Origin of the sequence: Streptomyces sp. 8N114 (genome assembly GCF_052245835.1) — a bacterium.
In the GTDB taxonomy this organism is placed as follows: Bacteria; Actinomycetota; Actinomycetes; order Streptomycetales; family Streptomycetaceae; genus Streptomyces.
The window spans coordinates 1-15,533 of the sequence record NZ_JBQQBT010000026.1; the positions used below are offsets into that span (position 1 = coordinate 1).

12 protein-coding genes and 1 riboswitch are annotated in these 15,533 nt (G+C 72.0%); of the genes, 4 read left to right on the forward strand and 8 right to left on the reverse strand.

Features of this window, described 5'->3' with window-relative positions; genetic code table 11:
- Positions 1 to 244 precede the first annotated feature (244 nt).
- The 5 genes from ACTWQF_RS31530 to ACTWQF_RS31550 form a co-directional block, all read right to left on the reverse strand.
- Positions 245 to 1,198: an aldo/keto reductase gene (locus ACTWQF_RS31530; RefSeq protein ID WP_443283151.1), complete on the reverse strand. Its 954-nt coding sequence runs from the start codon at positions 1,196 to 1,198 to the stop codon at positions 245 to 247.
- Between the two features lie 199 nt (positions 1,199 to 1,397).
- Complete coding sequence (locus ACTWQF_RS31535; protein WP_443283152.1) at positions 1,398 to 2,546, reverse strand: M23 family metallopeptidase; 1,149 nt, start codon at positions 2,544 to 2,546, stop codon at positions 1,398 to 1,400.
- Positions 2,547 to 2,556: 10 nt separating this feature from the next.
- A riboswitch (cyclic di-AMP (ydaO/yuaA leader) is annotated at positions 2,557 to 2,731 on the reverse strand.
- Between the two features lie 140 nt (positions 2,732 to 2,871).
- The gene (locus ACTWQF_RS31540) at positions 2,872 to 4,101 is read right to left on the reverse strand and encodes a PP2C family protein-serine/threonine phosphatase (RefSeq protein WP_443283153.1); all 1,230 of its coding nucleotides are present in this window, start codon (positions 4,099 to 4,101) and stop codon (positions 2,872 to 2,874) included.
- A 251-nt stretch (positions 4,102 to 4,352) separates the two neighbouring features.
- Entirely contained in the window at positions 4,353 to 5,207 is an 855-nt protein-coding gene (locus tag ACTWQF_RS31545) for a DUF4232 domain-containing protein (protein WP_443283154.1), read from the reverse strand.
- 370 nt (positions 5,208 to 5,577) lie between these two features.
- Positions 5,578 to 7,494 (reverse strand): protein kinase domain-containing protein, encoded by a 1,917-nt coding sequence (locus ACTWQF_RS31550; protein ID WP_443283155.1) that lies wholly within the window; start codon positions 7,492 to 7,494, stop codon positions 5,578 to 5,580.
- A gap of 18 nt (positions 7,495 to 7,512) precedes the next feature.
- Between ACTWQF_RS31550 and ACTWQF_RS31555 the strand changes: the two genes are divergently transcribed.
- Entirely contained in the window at positions 7,513 to 8,151 is a 639-nt protein-coding gene (locus tag ACTWQF_RS31555; RefSeq protein WP_443283156.1) for an RNA polymerase sigma factor, read from the forward strand.
- A 190-nt stretch (positions 8,152 to 8,341) separates the two neighbouring features.
- A complete protein-coding gene (locus ACTWQF_RS31560; RefSeq protein ID WP_443283157.1) occupies positions 8,342 to 9,160 on the forward strand; it encodes an SDR family oxidoreductase in 819 nt (272 codons plus the stop codon).
- A gap of 96 nt (positions 9,161 to 9,256) precedes the next feature.
- Here the strand turns inward: ACTWQF_RS31560 and ACTWQF_RS31565 are convergent, their stop codons facing one another.
- The gene (locus ACTWQF_RS31565) at positions 9,257 to 10,921 is read right to left on the reverse strand and encodes an amidohydrolase (RefSeq protein WP_443283158.1); all 1,665 of its coding nucleotides are present in this window, start codon (positions 10,919 to 10,921) and stop codon (positions 9,257 to 9,259) included.
- The gene (locus ACTWQF_RS31570; RefSeq protein WP_443283159.1) at positions 10,918 to 12,447 is read right to left on the reverse strand and encodes an APC family permease; all 1,530 of its coding nucleotides are present in this window, start codon (positions 12,445 to 12,447) and stop codon (positions 10,918 to 10,920) included. Before ACTWQF_RS31570 ends, ACTWQF_RS31565 begins: the two co-directional genes overlap by 4 nt.
- Positions 12,448 to 12,664: 217 nt before the next feature.
- Here ACTWQF_RS31570 and ACTWQF_RS31575 point away from each other — a divergent pair, with 217 nt between their 5' ends.
- Positions 12,665 to 13,441 carry a TetR/AcrR family transcriptional regulator gene (locus ACTWQF_RS31575; protein ID WP_443283160.1) on the forward strand — a complete coding sequence of 259 codons (777 nt, stop codon included), beginning with the start codon at positions 12,665 to 12,667 and terminating at the stop codon, positions 13,439 to 13,441.
- 12 nt (positions 13,442 to 13,453) lie between these two features.
- On the forward strand, positions 13,454 to 14,281 hold the full coding sequence (locus ACTWQF_RS31580; RefSeq protein WP_443283161.1) for an alpha/beta fold hydrolase: 828 nt from the start codon (positions 13,454 to 13,456) through the stop codon (positions 14,279 to 14,281).
- On the opposite strand, the gene ACTWQF_RS31585 is transcribed toward ACTWQF_RS31580, so the two are convergent.
- Positions 14,244 to 15,317, reverse strand: coding sequence for an aldo/keto reductase (locus ACTWQF_RS31585; RefSeq protein ID WP_443283162.1), 1,074 nt, complete (start codon positions 15,315 to 15,317; stop codon positions 14,244 to 14,246). The two genes, ACTWQF_RS31580 and ACTWQF_RS31585, sit on opposite strands and share 38 nt — an antisense overlap.
- Positions 15,318 to 15,533: the final 216 nt, after the last annotated feature.

Here is a 15,533-nt window from a genome sequence, read left to right on the forward strand (position 1 = left end):
CGGCTCGGCGTCACGCACGTGTACGGGCAGCAACCGCGATGACGCGCTGACGCCGAGCCGCACGGCCAGGGGGCTACTCTCCCCCGACGAGGGCAACCCCGAGCCGCAGGGCCACGACTACTCCGAGCCGCCCGGCCAGGGCTATCCCGAGCCGTACGCCGGCCAGGACTGCTCCGAACGGCGTGGCCGGCCACGACCCCGCCGAGCGGCCCGACGAGGGCTACCCCGAGCCGCCCGGCGAGGGCTACGCCGAGGCGTCCGTCAGGAGGCGGAGTTCGTCGTTGGTGAGGCGTAGGTGGGCGAGGGCCAGCAGGGCGGGGAGCTGTTCCACCGTGCGGGCGCTGGCGATGGGAGCGGTGATGGTCGGCTGGGCGGCGAGCCAGGCGAGGGCGACGGTGGCCTCGGAGACCTGGTGGGCGTTGGCCACGGTGGTCAGTGCGGCGAGGACACGCTGGCCGCGCTCGGTGGCGAGGTGCTGGGCCGCCTTGTCGGTGCGTGCCCCCTCGGGCGCGGTCTCGCCCGGCCGGTACTTGCCGGTCAGGAAGCCGGAAGCCAGCGCGTAGTACGGCAGCACGGCGAGGGATTCACGCCGGGCGAGTTCGGCCGGCTCTCCCTCGTACGTGTCGCGCGAGACGAGGTTGTAGTGCGGCTGGAGCGCCACGTACCGGGCGAGGCCCTCCCGGTCGCTGAACGCGAGCGACTCGGCGAGGCGGGACGGCGAGATGTTCGACGCGGCGATCTCGCGGACCTTGCCCTCCCTGACGAGGTCGTCGAGGGCGCCGATGATGTCGGAGACCTCGACCGACTCGTCGTCGAAGTGCGTGTAGTACAGGTCGATGCGGTCCGTCCGCAGGCGGCGCAGCGAGTCCTCGCAGGCGGCCTTGATGGTGGCCGGGGCGAGGCCCATGTGGTCGGGGTGGCGGGCGACCTTGGTGGCGATGACGACGCTGTCACGTACGGACGAGCCACGTGCGGCGAGCCATTCGCCGATGACGGTCTCGGACTCGCCGCCCTTGTTGCCCTCGACCCAGGCCGAGTACGCGTCGGCCGTGTCGATGGCGTTGCCACCGCCGTCGGTGTAGGCGTCGAGGACGGCGAAGGACGTGGGTGTGTCGGCCGTCCAGCCGAAGACGTTGCCGCCGAGCACGAGCGGCGAGACGGACAGCTGACCGATCTTCTTGTCGGCATTCATCTGCATGCCGCGACCGTAACTCGGGGGCGGGCGGTGGCGCGTGACCTCGCTCACCGGGCCGCCCCCCGGTCAGCCCCCGTCAGCCCCTCTCGGCCCTCGGGGCCAAGCCCACGGGCTGCCGTCGGACCCACCGCCCGTCAGCCCGTCGGGCCCATCGCACCTCAGCCGCGTCGGCGCTGCCGGTCCCTCGGCCCTGGACCGGGCCTCAGACGTCGACGCCCTTGGCGCGGAGCCATGGCAGCGGGTCCACCGGGTCGCCGCCGTCGGGGCGGACCTCGACGTGCAGGTGCGGTCCCGAGGAGTTGCCGGTGGAGCCGACCCGGCCGATGACGTCGCCCGTGCCGACCTTGTCGCCCGCCGACTTGGTCATGGACGAGAGGTGGCAGAACGAGAGTTCGGTTCCGTCCTCCAGCTGCAGCACGATGCGGTAGCCGTACGAACCGGCCCAGCCCGCTTCCTTGACGGTGCCGCTGTGGATGGCCTTGACGGGTGTGCCGTTGGGGGCGGCGAAGTCCTGGCCGGTGTGGTCGTTCTGCCACATACCGCCGGCCTGGCCGAACCCGGCGGTGAGCTGGAAGGAGGCCAGCGGCGCCGTGTAACTGCGGGCGAGCTTGGCGCGGCGTTCGGCCTCGGCCTTGCGCTTCCTCTCGGCCTCCGCCTTGCGCTTCTCCTCGGCGGCCTCGCGCGCGCGTTCGGCCTTGGCCTGCTTCTCGGCTGCTGCGGCCCGCTTCGCGGCTTCTTCCGCTGCCGCGTTCGCCGCCTGCCGGGCAGCCTTCTCGCGGGCTTCCGCGTCCTCCGCCGAGCGATGCTGTTCGGCCTGCGCGAGGATGCGGGCGCGCAGTGCCTCGCCGGCGTTGGTGCCGGCCGCCGCGTCCCCCTTGCCCGTACCGGAGACGTCCGCACCGGCTGCGCCGTCCGAGTCGGCGGATCCGTCGGAGTCGTCCGAGTCGTCGGAGAGGAGGGAGCCGATGCCGGGCAGGTCCTCGGCGTCGGGCAGCTGGTCGGGGATGCCCCGTACGGTGTCGGCCGCGGTGTCCAGGTCCGGTACGGATATCGCGCCGGGGTCCTTGTCCTGGGCGGTCGCCATGCCGCCGGCGCCGACCGCCGCGATCATGCCGACGCCGAGTACGGCACCGCCGCGCGCCACGCCGCCGGAACGCTGTTTGGCGACCCGGTGCTTGCCGCGGAGTGGGCGGGTGGACTCCTCGGTGGGGTTCCACTCGTCCCACGGTTCGGCACCGGGCGGCTCGCTGGGGACACCGTAGGGAACGGAGGAGCCGGCCTGGTCGGCGTGCGGGTCGTAGGCGACGGTCTGGGGCGCATGACCGGCAAAGCCCTGGGTTCTGGACGCCACGGGGGCGCTCTCCTTTCCTTCCTCTCGCCTACCGGGTTAGCTGACGGGTTCGGAGCAGGAAGGTCTCCTACGGGCGTCCTCTCGCAAGGGCGTCCGATTCACCCCATCCTCCTCGTCTGGCTGACGAGAAGAGGTGGTTCCCCGGTTCCCACGGTGCGGTCCAGTCGGTTGGGCGCTGCTGGTGCCCCGTATGCGGGATTCGGCGATGGCGCACGGTGCCGTCTTCGTGACGACAGTGACGACCGTGCTGCGTTATCGGACGGTAATAGAACAGGGGCCGTGATTCCAAGTTGTTCCCCGTAATTGGTGGCTGAGCCGGCTGAGCTCAGGAGCGGCTGTGCGACTCGTGGGCGACGGCGAGCAGCGCCATGTCGTCCACGGACCTGCCGCCGGTGTGGGCCGCGACGTCGATCAGGACCGTCTCCAGAAGCTCCTCGGGGTGGGCGAAATAGGTGCGGGCGAGTCGTTCGGCCGGGTCGTAGAAGACACCGTCGGAGTTGCGCGCCTCTGACAGACCGTCGGTGTAGAGGAGCAACTGAGCACCCGGAGGGAAGGGAACCTCCTCCTCGTGGTCCGGCCATCCGCCCAGGTCGGACATGCCGAACGGAAGCGCCGGCAGTTGGGGCTCCAGAAGGGACGCCCTGCCGCGGTGGAGGAGGACCGGCGCGGGGTGGCCCCGGTTGACGATGCGCACAACTGTGGGGCTGTCGCTGTCGGCGCTGCCGTCCCCGGCGCGCTGCGGCGGGCTCTTGCCGGGGGCGGAGGCGTGGGCAGGGGGGTTCTCGGGGGCGGAGGCATGAGCAGGGGGGTTCGGGACCTCCACCAGCACCGCCGTGCTGAAGCCCTCCAACTGTGCCATGCCGAGCTGCCGCCGTCCCTCCCGGTCGAGGGCCCGGTCGAGGCGGGCGGCCACGCCGGAGAGCGATTCCTCCTGCTCGGCCGCCTCACGGAACGTTCCGACGAGGAGTACGACGGCCGACACCGCGTCGAGCCCCTTGCCGCGTACGTCACCGAGCAGCAGCCGTACGCCGTGCGGGGTCTCCTCCGCGGCGTAGAAGTCACCGCCGATCCGGGCTTCGGCCTGCGCGGCACGGTAGCGGGCGGCCACCGCCAGGCCGCCGACCCGGGAAGGTGGGGCGGGCAGCACGGCGAGCTGCACAGCCTCGGCGATACCGCGCGCCGAGGCCAGCCGGCTGCCGCTGCGGAGCAGCACATAGTTGACGCCCACGGCGAGGGCGGAGACGGTCAGGCTGGTGATGGCTCTGGCTTCGGCCTCGATGGCGCTGCCGGTGTCGTGAAAGATGGCGAACAGGATGGTCGCGCCGGAGGAGACGACTGCCGTGACCATCGTGCCCCGGAGGGACAGGAAGGCCGCGGCGGCCAGCGGGGCCGCGGCGAACGGCGCCGAGACGGTCACGTCCCGGGGCGTCGCCATCTCCAGGACGACGCCCAGGACGAACAGCACAACGGGAGTCTGCCGCGCCAGGCGCCACAGCCGTCCCACGTTGTCCTCGTACCTGTTCGCCTTCTTGGTCCCGGCCTCCCTCTCCCGCACGGTCCCAATCTGGCCTGAGAGCGGACTCCGGGCCACTCGGGAGCGTTCGGAGAGGTACGGGGTGCGGGGTACGGGGCAGGCACGGCCACGGGCGCGGATGGAGGGCGGCGGCGGGCGTACGGAGCGGATACGAGCAGCAGGCGGTCCCTACCACGTACGGGACCGCACCGCCTGCGGGCCTGCGCCGATCGGGGCCAACGGTGGGGAGGGGAGGGAAAGGGACGGCAGGCGGGGGGAATCGGGTCGGGGGCTCAGCCGCCGGTGCCGGGGGCCAGTGGGCCGATCTTGGGAACGGATGCCTTGCCGGTGTTGGTGACCGGTCCGCCGGACCAGGACGTCCGGAGGGAGGCCCGCTCGTCGGGCGGGGTGATCCGCACGGCGCTCGGCGTGACCGTGGTGACGTTCGTCAGCTCCGGGTTGGTGTACGAGAGCGGCGCCCAGGCGCTCTTGCCGGGCGCGAGCGTGACGGTCCGGACCTGACCATCCGTCCGGTGGGGGTCGAAGGACACCTGCTCGCCGCTGCTGTTGACGAAGGCGAGCCCGGGATAGCCGCGTACGGTGCATGTGCTGTCGGACCGGTTGGTCAGGACCAGGGCGAAGTTCTCCTGCCCGGCGCCCGGGTGGTTCGGGCCGAACGATGCCTTCAGGTCGGCCGTGTGGCACCGGGAGCCGGAACCGGAGCCCGGTCCCGACCCGCTGCTGCCGGTGTCCGAGCCGCTGCCGCTGGACGAGGAGCCCCCGGAGGAGTCCTCACTGTCCGAACCGGAAGAGTCCGAGCCGCCCGTGCCACCGCTCTGCGAGCCGCTCCCGCCGGTTCCGTTCTCACCGCTGCTGCCGTTCCTGTCGCCGCTCTTGGAGCCACCGTCGGAGTTGCCGGCGGCGGGCGCGGCCTCGCCGTCGACCTTGTCCGGGGACGCCTCCGGGTCCTTGTCGCAGCCGATCAGCAGTGCGCCCGCCGCCAGCACCGCTGTCGTGGCGGCCGCGATGCGGGCCACCCGGCGACGGGGGCGGTACGGGGCGGCCGGGCGGCCGGGCGCCGGGGCCTCGGTGTCGTACAGGGCCTGTGAGAGGTGGGGGGTGGTCGTCGGGTCCTGTCGCTTCGTCATGGCTGCCGTCCCTGGTCGTCCTGTCTGCGGTCGTCCGGCCTCCCGGCGGCTCGCGCGCTGGCTCGTCCTCGTTTCCCAGCCTGCCCTCGGGCATCTGCGCCGTACACAGCCTTCGATGGGCGACTTCCCGGGAAAGTTCCCGGCCCCCGGGGAGTTTTTCCACAGCACCTCGGGCGGGCAACTCTGCACCGTGGCGGGCGGTTTTCAGGTGACGTAAGAGACGGGACAGGACGTGTGGGAGACGGCCCGAACGGCTGGAACCCGACTGCAGATGGCGGACGTCGGATCCCGAGCGCCGGTTTCCGTACGCCGGGGTCGTACGCCGGGGCCAGGAACATTGGAGGGGCGGCGCAAGGACCGCGGGGTACGCCTACAACGGTTTGACGCGCAAGCTGGTCAGCACTCGGTCCGTCCGGGCCGAGCAGTCCTTGTCGCAGCGGATCTGCACGTACACCGGGGGCTTGCCCTTCTGCTTGGGGGACAGGCCGATCTCTTCCAGCGAGTGTCCGGGGGTGGAGCAGGCCGACCAGGTACGGATCCGTCCCTGCCAGCTTCCGTTCTGGAACTTGCGGCTCCCTGTGTACTGGCAGCCTTTGTGGGTGAGTTCAGCCACCTTGTCGGGCAACCGCGGCTGGGTGTCGGCGTTTCCCTGGGGGCGCAGCGTGGTCCGGGGTGTGGGCTCGGCGGCTTCGGCGGCCCTGTCGTCCTTGTCGGCCGGGGCACCGAGCCCCACGAAGACGCCGCTCGTCCCCGAGGTGAGGTCCTGCCAACGGCCCACGTCCTCCGCCACGAGCAGCCCGGGGGCCTTGTCCGCGGAGAGCCCCAGCGCGGAGGGGCTCCAGCCGGAGTCGGTGGTCTCCTGCGCCCACGCTCCGGGCACATGCACACTGACCCGCCCGCTCGCGTCGTCCACCCGTACCGCGGAGGGCTGCCGCGTACGGTCCGGCCCCAGTACCTCACTGACAACTCCCGCCCCGGCCAGCACCACCACGGCGGACCCGATGGCGACGGCACGCCGCCGACGGCGAGTACGCACCGGCCGAGCGGTCCCCCGGGACACCCCGGGCAGCTCGGCGGCGGCCGACTTGGGCGCAGACGTCTGCGGCGCGGAGGCCCCGAGGCGAGAGTTCTCGGACGCGGAGGTTCCGGCCGCGGAAGTCTCGGACGAGGGCGGTTCCGTCGCGGAGCTCTCCACCGCGGAGTTCTCGGATGCGGGCTTCTGGGTCGCCGACGAGGGCGGCTCCGTCGCGGCTGTCGGCGGCTGACCGGGCACCTGGGACACGGGTCGTACGGCCAGGAAGGACAGTTGGGCCGCCGATGGTGCGAGGCTTTCACGTCCGTCGGTGCTCCGGCCCTGCTCCCCCGCCAACCCGCTCGACCGGTCGGACGCGTCCGGCCCGGCCGACCCGGCCGACCCGGCCGCCTTTTGCTGCGGCCCCTCCGTCGGCCCGTCCGGCGCGTTCGTCCCGCCCGCAGGGGCCGAGTTCCGGTCGAGTTCCGTCGCGATCCGGTCAAGTTCGTCCGCGAACTCGGCCGCCGTCGGCCAGCGGCGCTCGCGGTCGGGCTCCATCGCGCGCGCAACGGCCTCCGTCACCGCCCACGGCAGCCCGGGACGCAACTCGTCCAGCGGCATCACCCGCCCCGGATTCCCCGGCACAGCGCCGGTCACCAGGTGGTAGAAGACGGCGCCCAGGCTGTAGATGTCCGCGCGCGCGTCGATGCCCTCGAAGGGTTCGGCCTGCTCAGGCGCCATGTAGCCGACCGATCCGGCAACCACGGTCAGCCCCGACGCGTGCGCGAGGTTCTTGGCCAGGCCGAGGTCGGCGACCAGCACCCGCTCGCGGCCCTGCGCTCCGCCGCTCGTCAGCAGCACGTTGGACGGTTTGATGTCGCGGTGCACCACGCCCGATTCGTGCAGCGCCTCCACTCCGTGCGCCGCCTCCGAGGTGAGCCGCAGCGCCTCGGTCACCGGCAGCGGCCCCGCCGTCATCCGGTCGGCGACCGTGCCCCGGTCCGCGTATTCCATGACGAAGTACGGCCGTTCGTCGTCCAGTTCACCCACGTCGAAGACCTGGACGACACCGCCCGACGACGCCCTGCGCAGCAGCCGCGCCTCGGCCAGGAAGCGCTCCCGGATATCCATCCGGTGGGCCCAGTTGTCGGCCATCACCTTGACTGCGACAGGCGCCTCCAATCGGTCGTCATGTGCGAGCCACACGACTGCGAAGGCACCGGAGCCGAGACGACGGTCGACCCGGTAGCGGCCGATCTGATCAGGTGAAGGCATGCCCCTTATGATGCCTGGATGTGCCCACCGTCCTCCCCCCACACCGTGAACCAGCCATCCGGACGGCCTGAGTCGGCGGGCTCCGGCGATTCGCCATCGGCCACCGACACCGAAGCCCTCGCCACCCGAGCGGCGAGCGGCGACAGCGCGGCGCTCGACGCACTGCTGCGCGCCATCCGCCCCGACGTAGTACGACACTGTGGTCGGTTCCTCCTCTTTCGCGAGGATGCCGAGGAGGCCGCGCAGGACGTACTGCTGCAGGTGTCCCGGCACATCGAGCGCTTCCAGGGCCGTAGCCGCTTCAGCACCTGGCTGCACACGATCGTTGCCAACTGTTCACGTCAGAAGTACCGCGAGCTCAAGCGCCGGTCCGCCGAGCAGCCGGTGCTCCCGGACCAGCCGGGAGCACCGGAAACCCGCCCCGACCCGCGTACGACGAGCGTGATCGCGGGCTCTCGGGTGGACCTCCTCGAAGCGCTGGAGCGGCTGGAGCAGGAAAGCCCGCATCTGGTGGCGCCGCTGGTCTACCGGGACCTGTGCCAGATGGACTACGCCGAGATCGTCGACAGGCTCGGCATCCCGCTGGGCACCGTCAAGTCGCGCCTGCACCACGCCCGTCGGCAGATCCGGCCTTGGCTCTCCTCACAGGAGCCGTGAGCCTGTCGGCCGGACGGAGGGCCGCTGCGAACGCTCGGCTTCACGGGCACGCTCGATGAAGGCGTCGGCGGCCCGGTTGTCGGCCGGTCGGGTAGGCGAGTTGTCACATCCGGGGCCGCTGTCCAGTCCTCAAGGGAGAGCGCAGACAGACTCCTGAGAGTGCAGACAGACCCCTGGAGGAACGAGTTCCATGGCCCCTTCGAACAACGCCACCGACCCCGCCGCGAACGCCGCTGCCGACCATGACGGGCCCGTACTGGTGACCGGCGGCACCGGGACCCTCGGCCGTCCCCTGGTGGACAGACTTCTGGCTGACGGCGTCGCTGTTCGCGTCATGAGCAGGCGGCCCCGCCGGACGGGCGACGGCAGGCCCTGCGAGTGGGCGGTCTGCGATCTCACCAAGGGCGTCGGACTGGCCGCCGCCGTGTCCGGTGTGCGGGCGATCGTGCACTGTGCCACCGACCAGTGGCGGGAGACGAAGGTGCTCTCCCGGGTGGTCGAGGCGGCGCGGGAGGCAGGCGTTCCGCACCTCGTCTACATCTCCATCGTCGGCGTCGACCGGATCCCCCTCCCGTACTACAAGGGCAAGTTCGAGGCCGAACGGCTGCTGGAGACGTCGGGGCTGCCGTACACGATTCTGCGGGCCACGCAGTTCCACAACCTGGTCGCCGCCGTGACGACCGGGCAGCGGCGGCTGCCCTTTGTCGTCCTGCCGGCCGGTTTCCGCGTCCAGCCGGTGGAGGTCACCGAGGTTGCCCACCGCCTTGCCGAGCTGGTGCGCGGCGAGCCCGCGGGCCGGGTGCCGGACATGGGAGGGCCGCAGGTGCACAGCGCGCGCGAACTCGCCGAGCAGACCCTCCGGTCGACCGGACTGGCCCGCCGCATCGTCGACGTGCGCTTTCCCGGCCGTACGGCCCGCGCCTTCCGCCAGGGCGGCAACCTGGCCCCGGACCACGCCACGGGAAAGGTCACCTACGGCGAGTTCCTGGCGGCGCGGAGGGCGGACTAGGGCTTGTCCGGGGGCCCTTGCGTACCCGCAGCCCGCGGCCGTCGGGCAGGGCCCCCCAGAACCAGGAGAGCGGCGCCGGAGAGCGCTCTCACCCGCTCAGGCGTCGTCGGCGGCATACACCCGCTCCCCGCCCACATAAGTCTCCAGCACCCGCGCCTCGGCGATCTCCTCCGGGGGACGGTCGAAGATGTCGCGGTCCAGCACCGCGAGGTCGGCGAGGCCGCCCACCCGGAGGGAGCCGGTGTGGTCGAGGTGGTGCACATACGCGCTGCCCGCCGTGTACGCGGCCAGCGCGGCGCCCAGGTCGATGCGCTGCTCGGGCAGGAAGACGGGAGCGGCCGGGGGCGCGCCGGGAAGCCGCCGGTTGACGGCGACGTGCAGCGCTTCGAGCGGGTCCGGGCTCGATACGGGCCAGTCGCTGCCCGCGGCGAGGACTGCCCCGCTGCGCAGCAGATCCCCGAACGGGTACTGCCGCGCGGTGCGTTCGGGACCGAGGAACGGGATGGTCAGCTCGTCCATCTGCGGTTCGTGCGCCGCCCAGAGTGCCTGGATGTTTGCGGTGGCGCCGAGCCGGCGGAACCGGGGCACGTCGTCGGGGTGGACGACTTGGAGGTGGGCCAGGTGCGGCCGGTTGCCGCTCCAGCCGTTGGTCCGCCGGGCGGCCTCCACGGCGTCCAGCGCCTCCCGTACCGCCCGGTCGCCCAGCGCGTGGAAGTGCACTTGGAAGCCCTCGGCGTCGAGGCGGGTCACATAGCCGCGCAGCAGCTCCGGCGGCACGAAGGAGATGCCGCTGTTGTCCGAAGTGCAGCCGCACGCGGTCAGATAGGGGCCGAGCAGCGCGGCAGTGTGGTTCTCCGCGATCCCGTCCTGCATGATCTTGACGGTGCGGACCCGCATCCGCCCCTGCGTCAACTCCGCTGCGCGCTCCCTCAGTTCGGGCAGCTGCTCCAGGCCACGGGCCCGGTCCCACCACAGGGCGCCGGTGACCCGCGCGGTCAGCAGCCCCCGGCGGGCGGCGTCCGCGTAGGCGGGCGAGGGGTCGTGCATACCGGCGTGGTCACCCAGCAGCGCGTCCTGCCAGGCGGTCACACCGTAGGAGTGCAGCAGCTGCTGGGCACGCAGCAGCCCCTCGGTCAGTTCCTGCGGCGCCGGGTCCGGGACGGCCGAGGAGACCAGCGTCATGGCGCCTTCCTGCAGCATGCCGGTCGGCTCGCCGCCCTCGTCGCGCTCGATACGTCCGTCGGCCGGGTCCGGTGTGGCGGCCGTGACGCCGGCCAGCTCCAGCGCGCGGGTGTTGGCCCAGCCGCCGTGGTGGTCGCGGTTGACCAGATAGACCGGCCGGTCGGGCACCAGCTCGTCCAGCAGTCCCCGGGTCGGGGTGCCGCCTGGGAACGCCTCGAGGGACCAGCCGCCGCCGGTGATCCATGGCGCGTCCAGGTGGCTGTCGGCGTACGCGCGGATGCGGCGTCGGTACGCGTCCACCGTGACCTCACCGGTCAGATCGCACTGCCCCAGCTCCACCCCGCCGCCGACCGCGTGCACATGCGCGTCCTGGAAGCCCGGGATCAGCAATTTGCCCGCCAAGTCCACGACTTCGGTGCGTGGCCCGATCAGCTCGCGCACCTCCTCGTGCCCGACAGCGACGATCCGCCCCTCGCGCACCGCGAGGGCACTCGCCCGGCTGCGGGCCGGGTCGACGGTGTGCACGGGGCCGCCGGCCAGAACGAGGTCGGCAGCGGCCGGATGCCGGCGGGTGGTCATGAGGGGGCTCCCTTCCGGGGTGCGGGTTCGGATACCGGTTCGGGTGTGGTCCCGCCCGCGGGCAGATGGACGGTGTCCGCGTCGGTGCCGCGGCCGGTGGTGAAGTAGGGCGAGCGGCGGCGCCACTTCGCCCAGGCGGCCACGCCCAGTCCGGTCGTCAGGAAGAGTCCCGGGACCAGCAGCATGAACCAGCCGTTGTCCGGGCGGGCCGCGAAGTGGTCGCTCATGGTGGCGTAGTGGTGCGCGAGGGTGGCACCGAGACCGAAGAGCGTGACGGAGCTGAGCGCCGGGACGATCACCGAGCACAACGCCTCGACCGGGCCCGCCCGCAGCCGGTGCCGGAAGCGGACCGCGCAGGCCAGCGCGGTGAGTCCGTAGTAGAGGGAAACCAGCAGGCCGATCGAGTTCACGGCGGTGAGGATCATGTCGTTGAGCTCGGGAATACCGAAGGCCAGCACGGCCAGCCCCGCGGCGAGAGCCATGATCAGCACCGTCCCGGTCGCGGGGGTGCCGAAGCGGGGGCTCACCCGTGTCCACACTCCGCCGAGCGTGCGGTCCCGGCCCATGGCCAGGGCGCCGCGCGCTGTGGGGATCACGCTCGACTGGAGCGAGGCGAACGCCGAACACATGAGCGCCGCCAGCGGCAGCGAAGCCCACGGCTCCGGCGCCAGATGGCTGCCGAGGAAGGTGAGGGCCTGCGGGCCGTTGCGTACCAGTTCCGCGTCGCTCATCACCCGTTCGAAGGCGATCGAGCCGAAGAGGAACAGTCCGAGCATCGCCAGCAGCGCGATGAGGCCGCCGCGTGCCGCGTCCCCCGGGTCGCGGGACTCCTCGGTGACGGAGAACGCCGCGTCCCAGCCCCAGTAGATGAAGACCGCCAGCACCAGGCCCTGGGACAGCGACTCCACGGAGCCGATCGCGAAGGGGTTCAGCCAGGAGAGCGAGAAGCGCTGGTCGCCGACGACGAGCGCCCAGCCGCAGAAGACGAACAGCACCACGTACTCGAAGACGAGCAGCCAGAGTTGGAGACGGGTGGCGGCTCGTACACCGGTGACTGCCGTCAGCGTGACCGCCACCAGAGCCGCCAGCCCGACAACCGTGCTGACGCCGGTGGAGGTGGGATCGAGCGCGACGCCGAACGCGCTGTGCAGCCCCGTCTTGTTGAGGAACTGGAGCACCACCGAGCCGGTGACCGCCCCGGTGTACGCCATGAACACCACGGTGCCCGCCAGCAGCACCCAGCCCGTCAGGAACCCGGCCCACGGACTGAGCGAACGGCCCACCCAGACGTAGGCGTTGCCACAGTTGGGCTCGGTGCGGTTCAGCCGCGAGTAGGCCACGGCGATGCCGAAGACAGGAAGGAAGGCGAGCAGCAGCAGGCCCGGGATCTGCCTCCCGGCACTGACTGCCAGCGCCCCCATGCCGATGCCGAGGCTGGTGGTGGCCGCAGTACTGGAGGCGGCAATGGCCATGCCGTCCCGCACCCCGAGAGTGCGCCGCAGGGCAGGCTGCCCTTCGCTTCGCATGGATCTCCTCCTCCGCTCGCCGGACGCCTCGCCGTGCGGCGCCGGCCGCCGGTGTGCGGACGATGAAACAGCTGGGCCACTTCTTACGTCAATGCTGTTGACGTAACTTCCTCCGAGAGGGCCGGAGAGGCCGGTGGTTAACTGGGGGCCACGGGGTCGGGGGCGGGCCCGCGACAGGAGGGCTCACGCCCGGACCGAAGCACCGAAAGGGGACGACGTGGTGCCGCGCGAACGCGTCGCGACCGAACGCAAGCGGCGGCGGCCGACCAGGTCAGGGGTGGTACTGACGGCGGACATGATCGTCGACCGGGCCCTTGGACTGATCGACGAGCACGGCGGCGAGGCCCTGACCGTCCGCCGGCTCGGCACGGCGCTCGGCGCGGACCCCAGTGCCGTCTACCGCTACTTCCGCAACACCGATGAACTCTTCCTCGCGGTGGCCGACCGCCTCATCGGCGAGGCCCTGGAAGGCTTCTCCGCGCAGGGTCCGTGGCCGGAGCGGCTGCGGGAGCTGGGGCTGCGCGTCTACCGGTCCGCCCTTCGCCATCCCAAGATCGCCGCACTGAGCACCAGCCGAGTCACCCGTCGCCCGCACGAGTACCACGCCGTCGACACCGGCATCGGGCTGCTGCTGCGCGCCGGATTCGACGAGGCGGCAGCCGTACGGCACTACCACGCCTTCATCGACACCGTGCTGGGCCACGCCGCCCTGGACGCCGCCGTACTGCGGCTGCCGGCCGCTGCCCAGGAGGGTGACGCGCAGGCGTGGCGGGAGGCGTACGCGCAGGTGCCTGCCAACACCTACCCCCATCTGCACGCGGTCCGTGCGGAGTTGCCTGCCATGGCCGACTCCGCCTTCGAGAGCTCCCTGGACCTGCTCCTGGAAGCCCTGACCGCCCGCGCGGCGAGCCTTCCCGACGAGGCGGGGCAGGACCGCGGCGAGGGCCCTCCCGGCAGTGCGGGGCCCGACGGCGATACGGGTCCCGCCGCGTGAGAGCGTGACGGCATGCCCTTTGCTGTCGCGGCAGACGGTGCCGCCCTGTACTACGAGGTCCACGGCGCGGGTGGTCCGCCGCTGCTGCTGTTGAGCGGGCAGGCCAACAGTCACCGCTGGTGGGACTCGGTACGGGCCGGGTTCGAGGGCGACTTCACCACCGTCGTCATGGACTACCGGGGCACCGGCGCGAGCGACCGGCCGGACACCGACTCCTACAGCACACCGGGCTTCGCCCGGGACGCACTGGCGGTGCTCGACCACGCGGGGATCGGCCGGGCGCATGTCTACGGCACCTCGATGGGCGGCCGCGTCGCCCAGTGGCTGGCCGCCGACCACCCCGAGCGTGTCGACCGGCTCGTGCTGGGCTGCACATCGCCTGGCGCGCCGCACGGCATCGAGCGTGGGCCCGGGATACGGCGCGCCCTCGCCGGGCCCGACCCCGAGGCGGCCCGCCAAGCGCTGCTCGACCTGATGTACACCCCTTCCTGGACCGCCCGGCACCCCGGCCCCTTCCACACGCTGGGCGATCCCTCGATGCCGGGCCACGCGCGCCGTCGCCATCTGCGGGCCAGCTCCGAGCACAACGCCTGGGGAGCGCTCCCCCGGATCTCGGCGCCCACCCTCGTGGTGCACGGCACGGACGACCGCTTCAACCCGACGGCCAACGCGCCGCTGCTCGCCGAGCGGGTGCCGGGCGCCCGGCTGGAGCTGATCCCGGGCGGCCGGCACGCCTACTTCGAGGAGTTCGCCGACGTCACCACCCCGCTGGTGCTGGACTTCCTGCGGGGCGGCGAGGAGGTCAGGCCGCCTGCGAGCCGGGCGGAGCAGGCTGGTTGAGGGTGACGGGCGGCGGGGTCAGCCGGGCGAAGCCCTCCTGCCGCTGGTACGGGAAGTAGGGATAGGCCGCGTCCTTGGCGCCGGCCTCGTCCAGCCTGGCGACCTGCTCGGGCGTGAGACTCCAGCCGACCGCGCCGATGTTCTGCCGCAGTTGCTCCTCGTCGCGGGCGCCGACGATGACGGAGGAGACGCTCGGGCGGCGCAGCAGCCAGTTCAGCGCGACCTGTGGGATCGTGCGCCCCGTCTCCTCGGCGACGACATCGAGCGCGTCGACCACCCGGTGCAGGAGTTCGTCGTCGACGGGTGGGCCGAAGGCGGCGGTGCGGTGGAGGCGGCTGTGCTCGGGCAGCGGCTGCCCGCGCCGTATCCTGCCGGTCAGCCGGCCCCAGCCCAGTGGGCTCCACACGACCGCGCCGACCCCTTGGTCGAGCCCCAGGGGCATCAGCTCCCACTCGTAGTCGCGGCCGATCAGGGAGTAGTACACCTGGTGGGCAACATGCCGGGGGTAGCCGTGCTTGTCCGCCGTGGCCAGGGACTTCATCAGCTGCCAGCCGGAGTGGTTGGAGACGCCGGTGTAGCGGATCTTCCCCTCGCGCACAAGCTGGTCGAGGGTGGCGAGGACCTCTTCCTGCGGGGTCGCCGCGTCGTGGGCGTGGAGCTGGAAGAGATCGATGTAGTCGGTGCCGAGGCGGCGCAGCGCATCCTCGGTCGCCTTGACGAGGCGGGCCCGTGAAGTGCCGTACTCGGCCGGTCCGTCGCCCATGGGCAGGCCCGCCTTGGTGGAGATGAGCACCTGGTCACGGCGGCCCTTGACGGCCTGGCCCAGCACTTCCTCGGAGGCTCCGGCCGAGTAGACGTCGGCGCTGTCGAACATCGTGATTCCGGCGTCGAGGGCGATGTCCACCAGACGGCGCGCGGCGCGGGCGTCGGTGTCGCCCCACTCGCCGAACAGCGGTCCCCGGCCGCCGAAGGTGCCGGTCCCCAGGCTCAGCGCCGGGACCCGTAGCCCGGAGGCACCCAACTGTCGATATTCCATGGCTCGTTCCCTCTTCCCTCTTTGCAGGCACCTCTGCATGTGCCTCTGAGCACCCTGGCGAGTCTTAACGGTACTGTAGTTCCGTTAAATCTGCCAGTACCGTAGCAGGTGCGAGCCGTTAAGGGAACTGGAGACCCGTTGTGAGATCAGGGCCGGGAAGCCGGCGGAAGACGACCGCGCCGGAGGCCGGCGCCGTACCCGGCACAGTGCGACCCG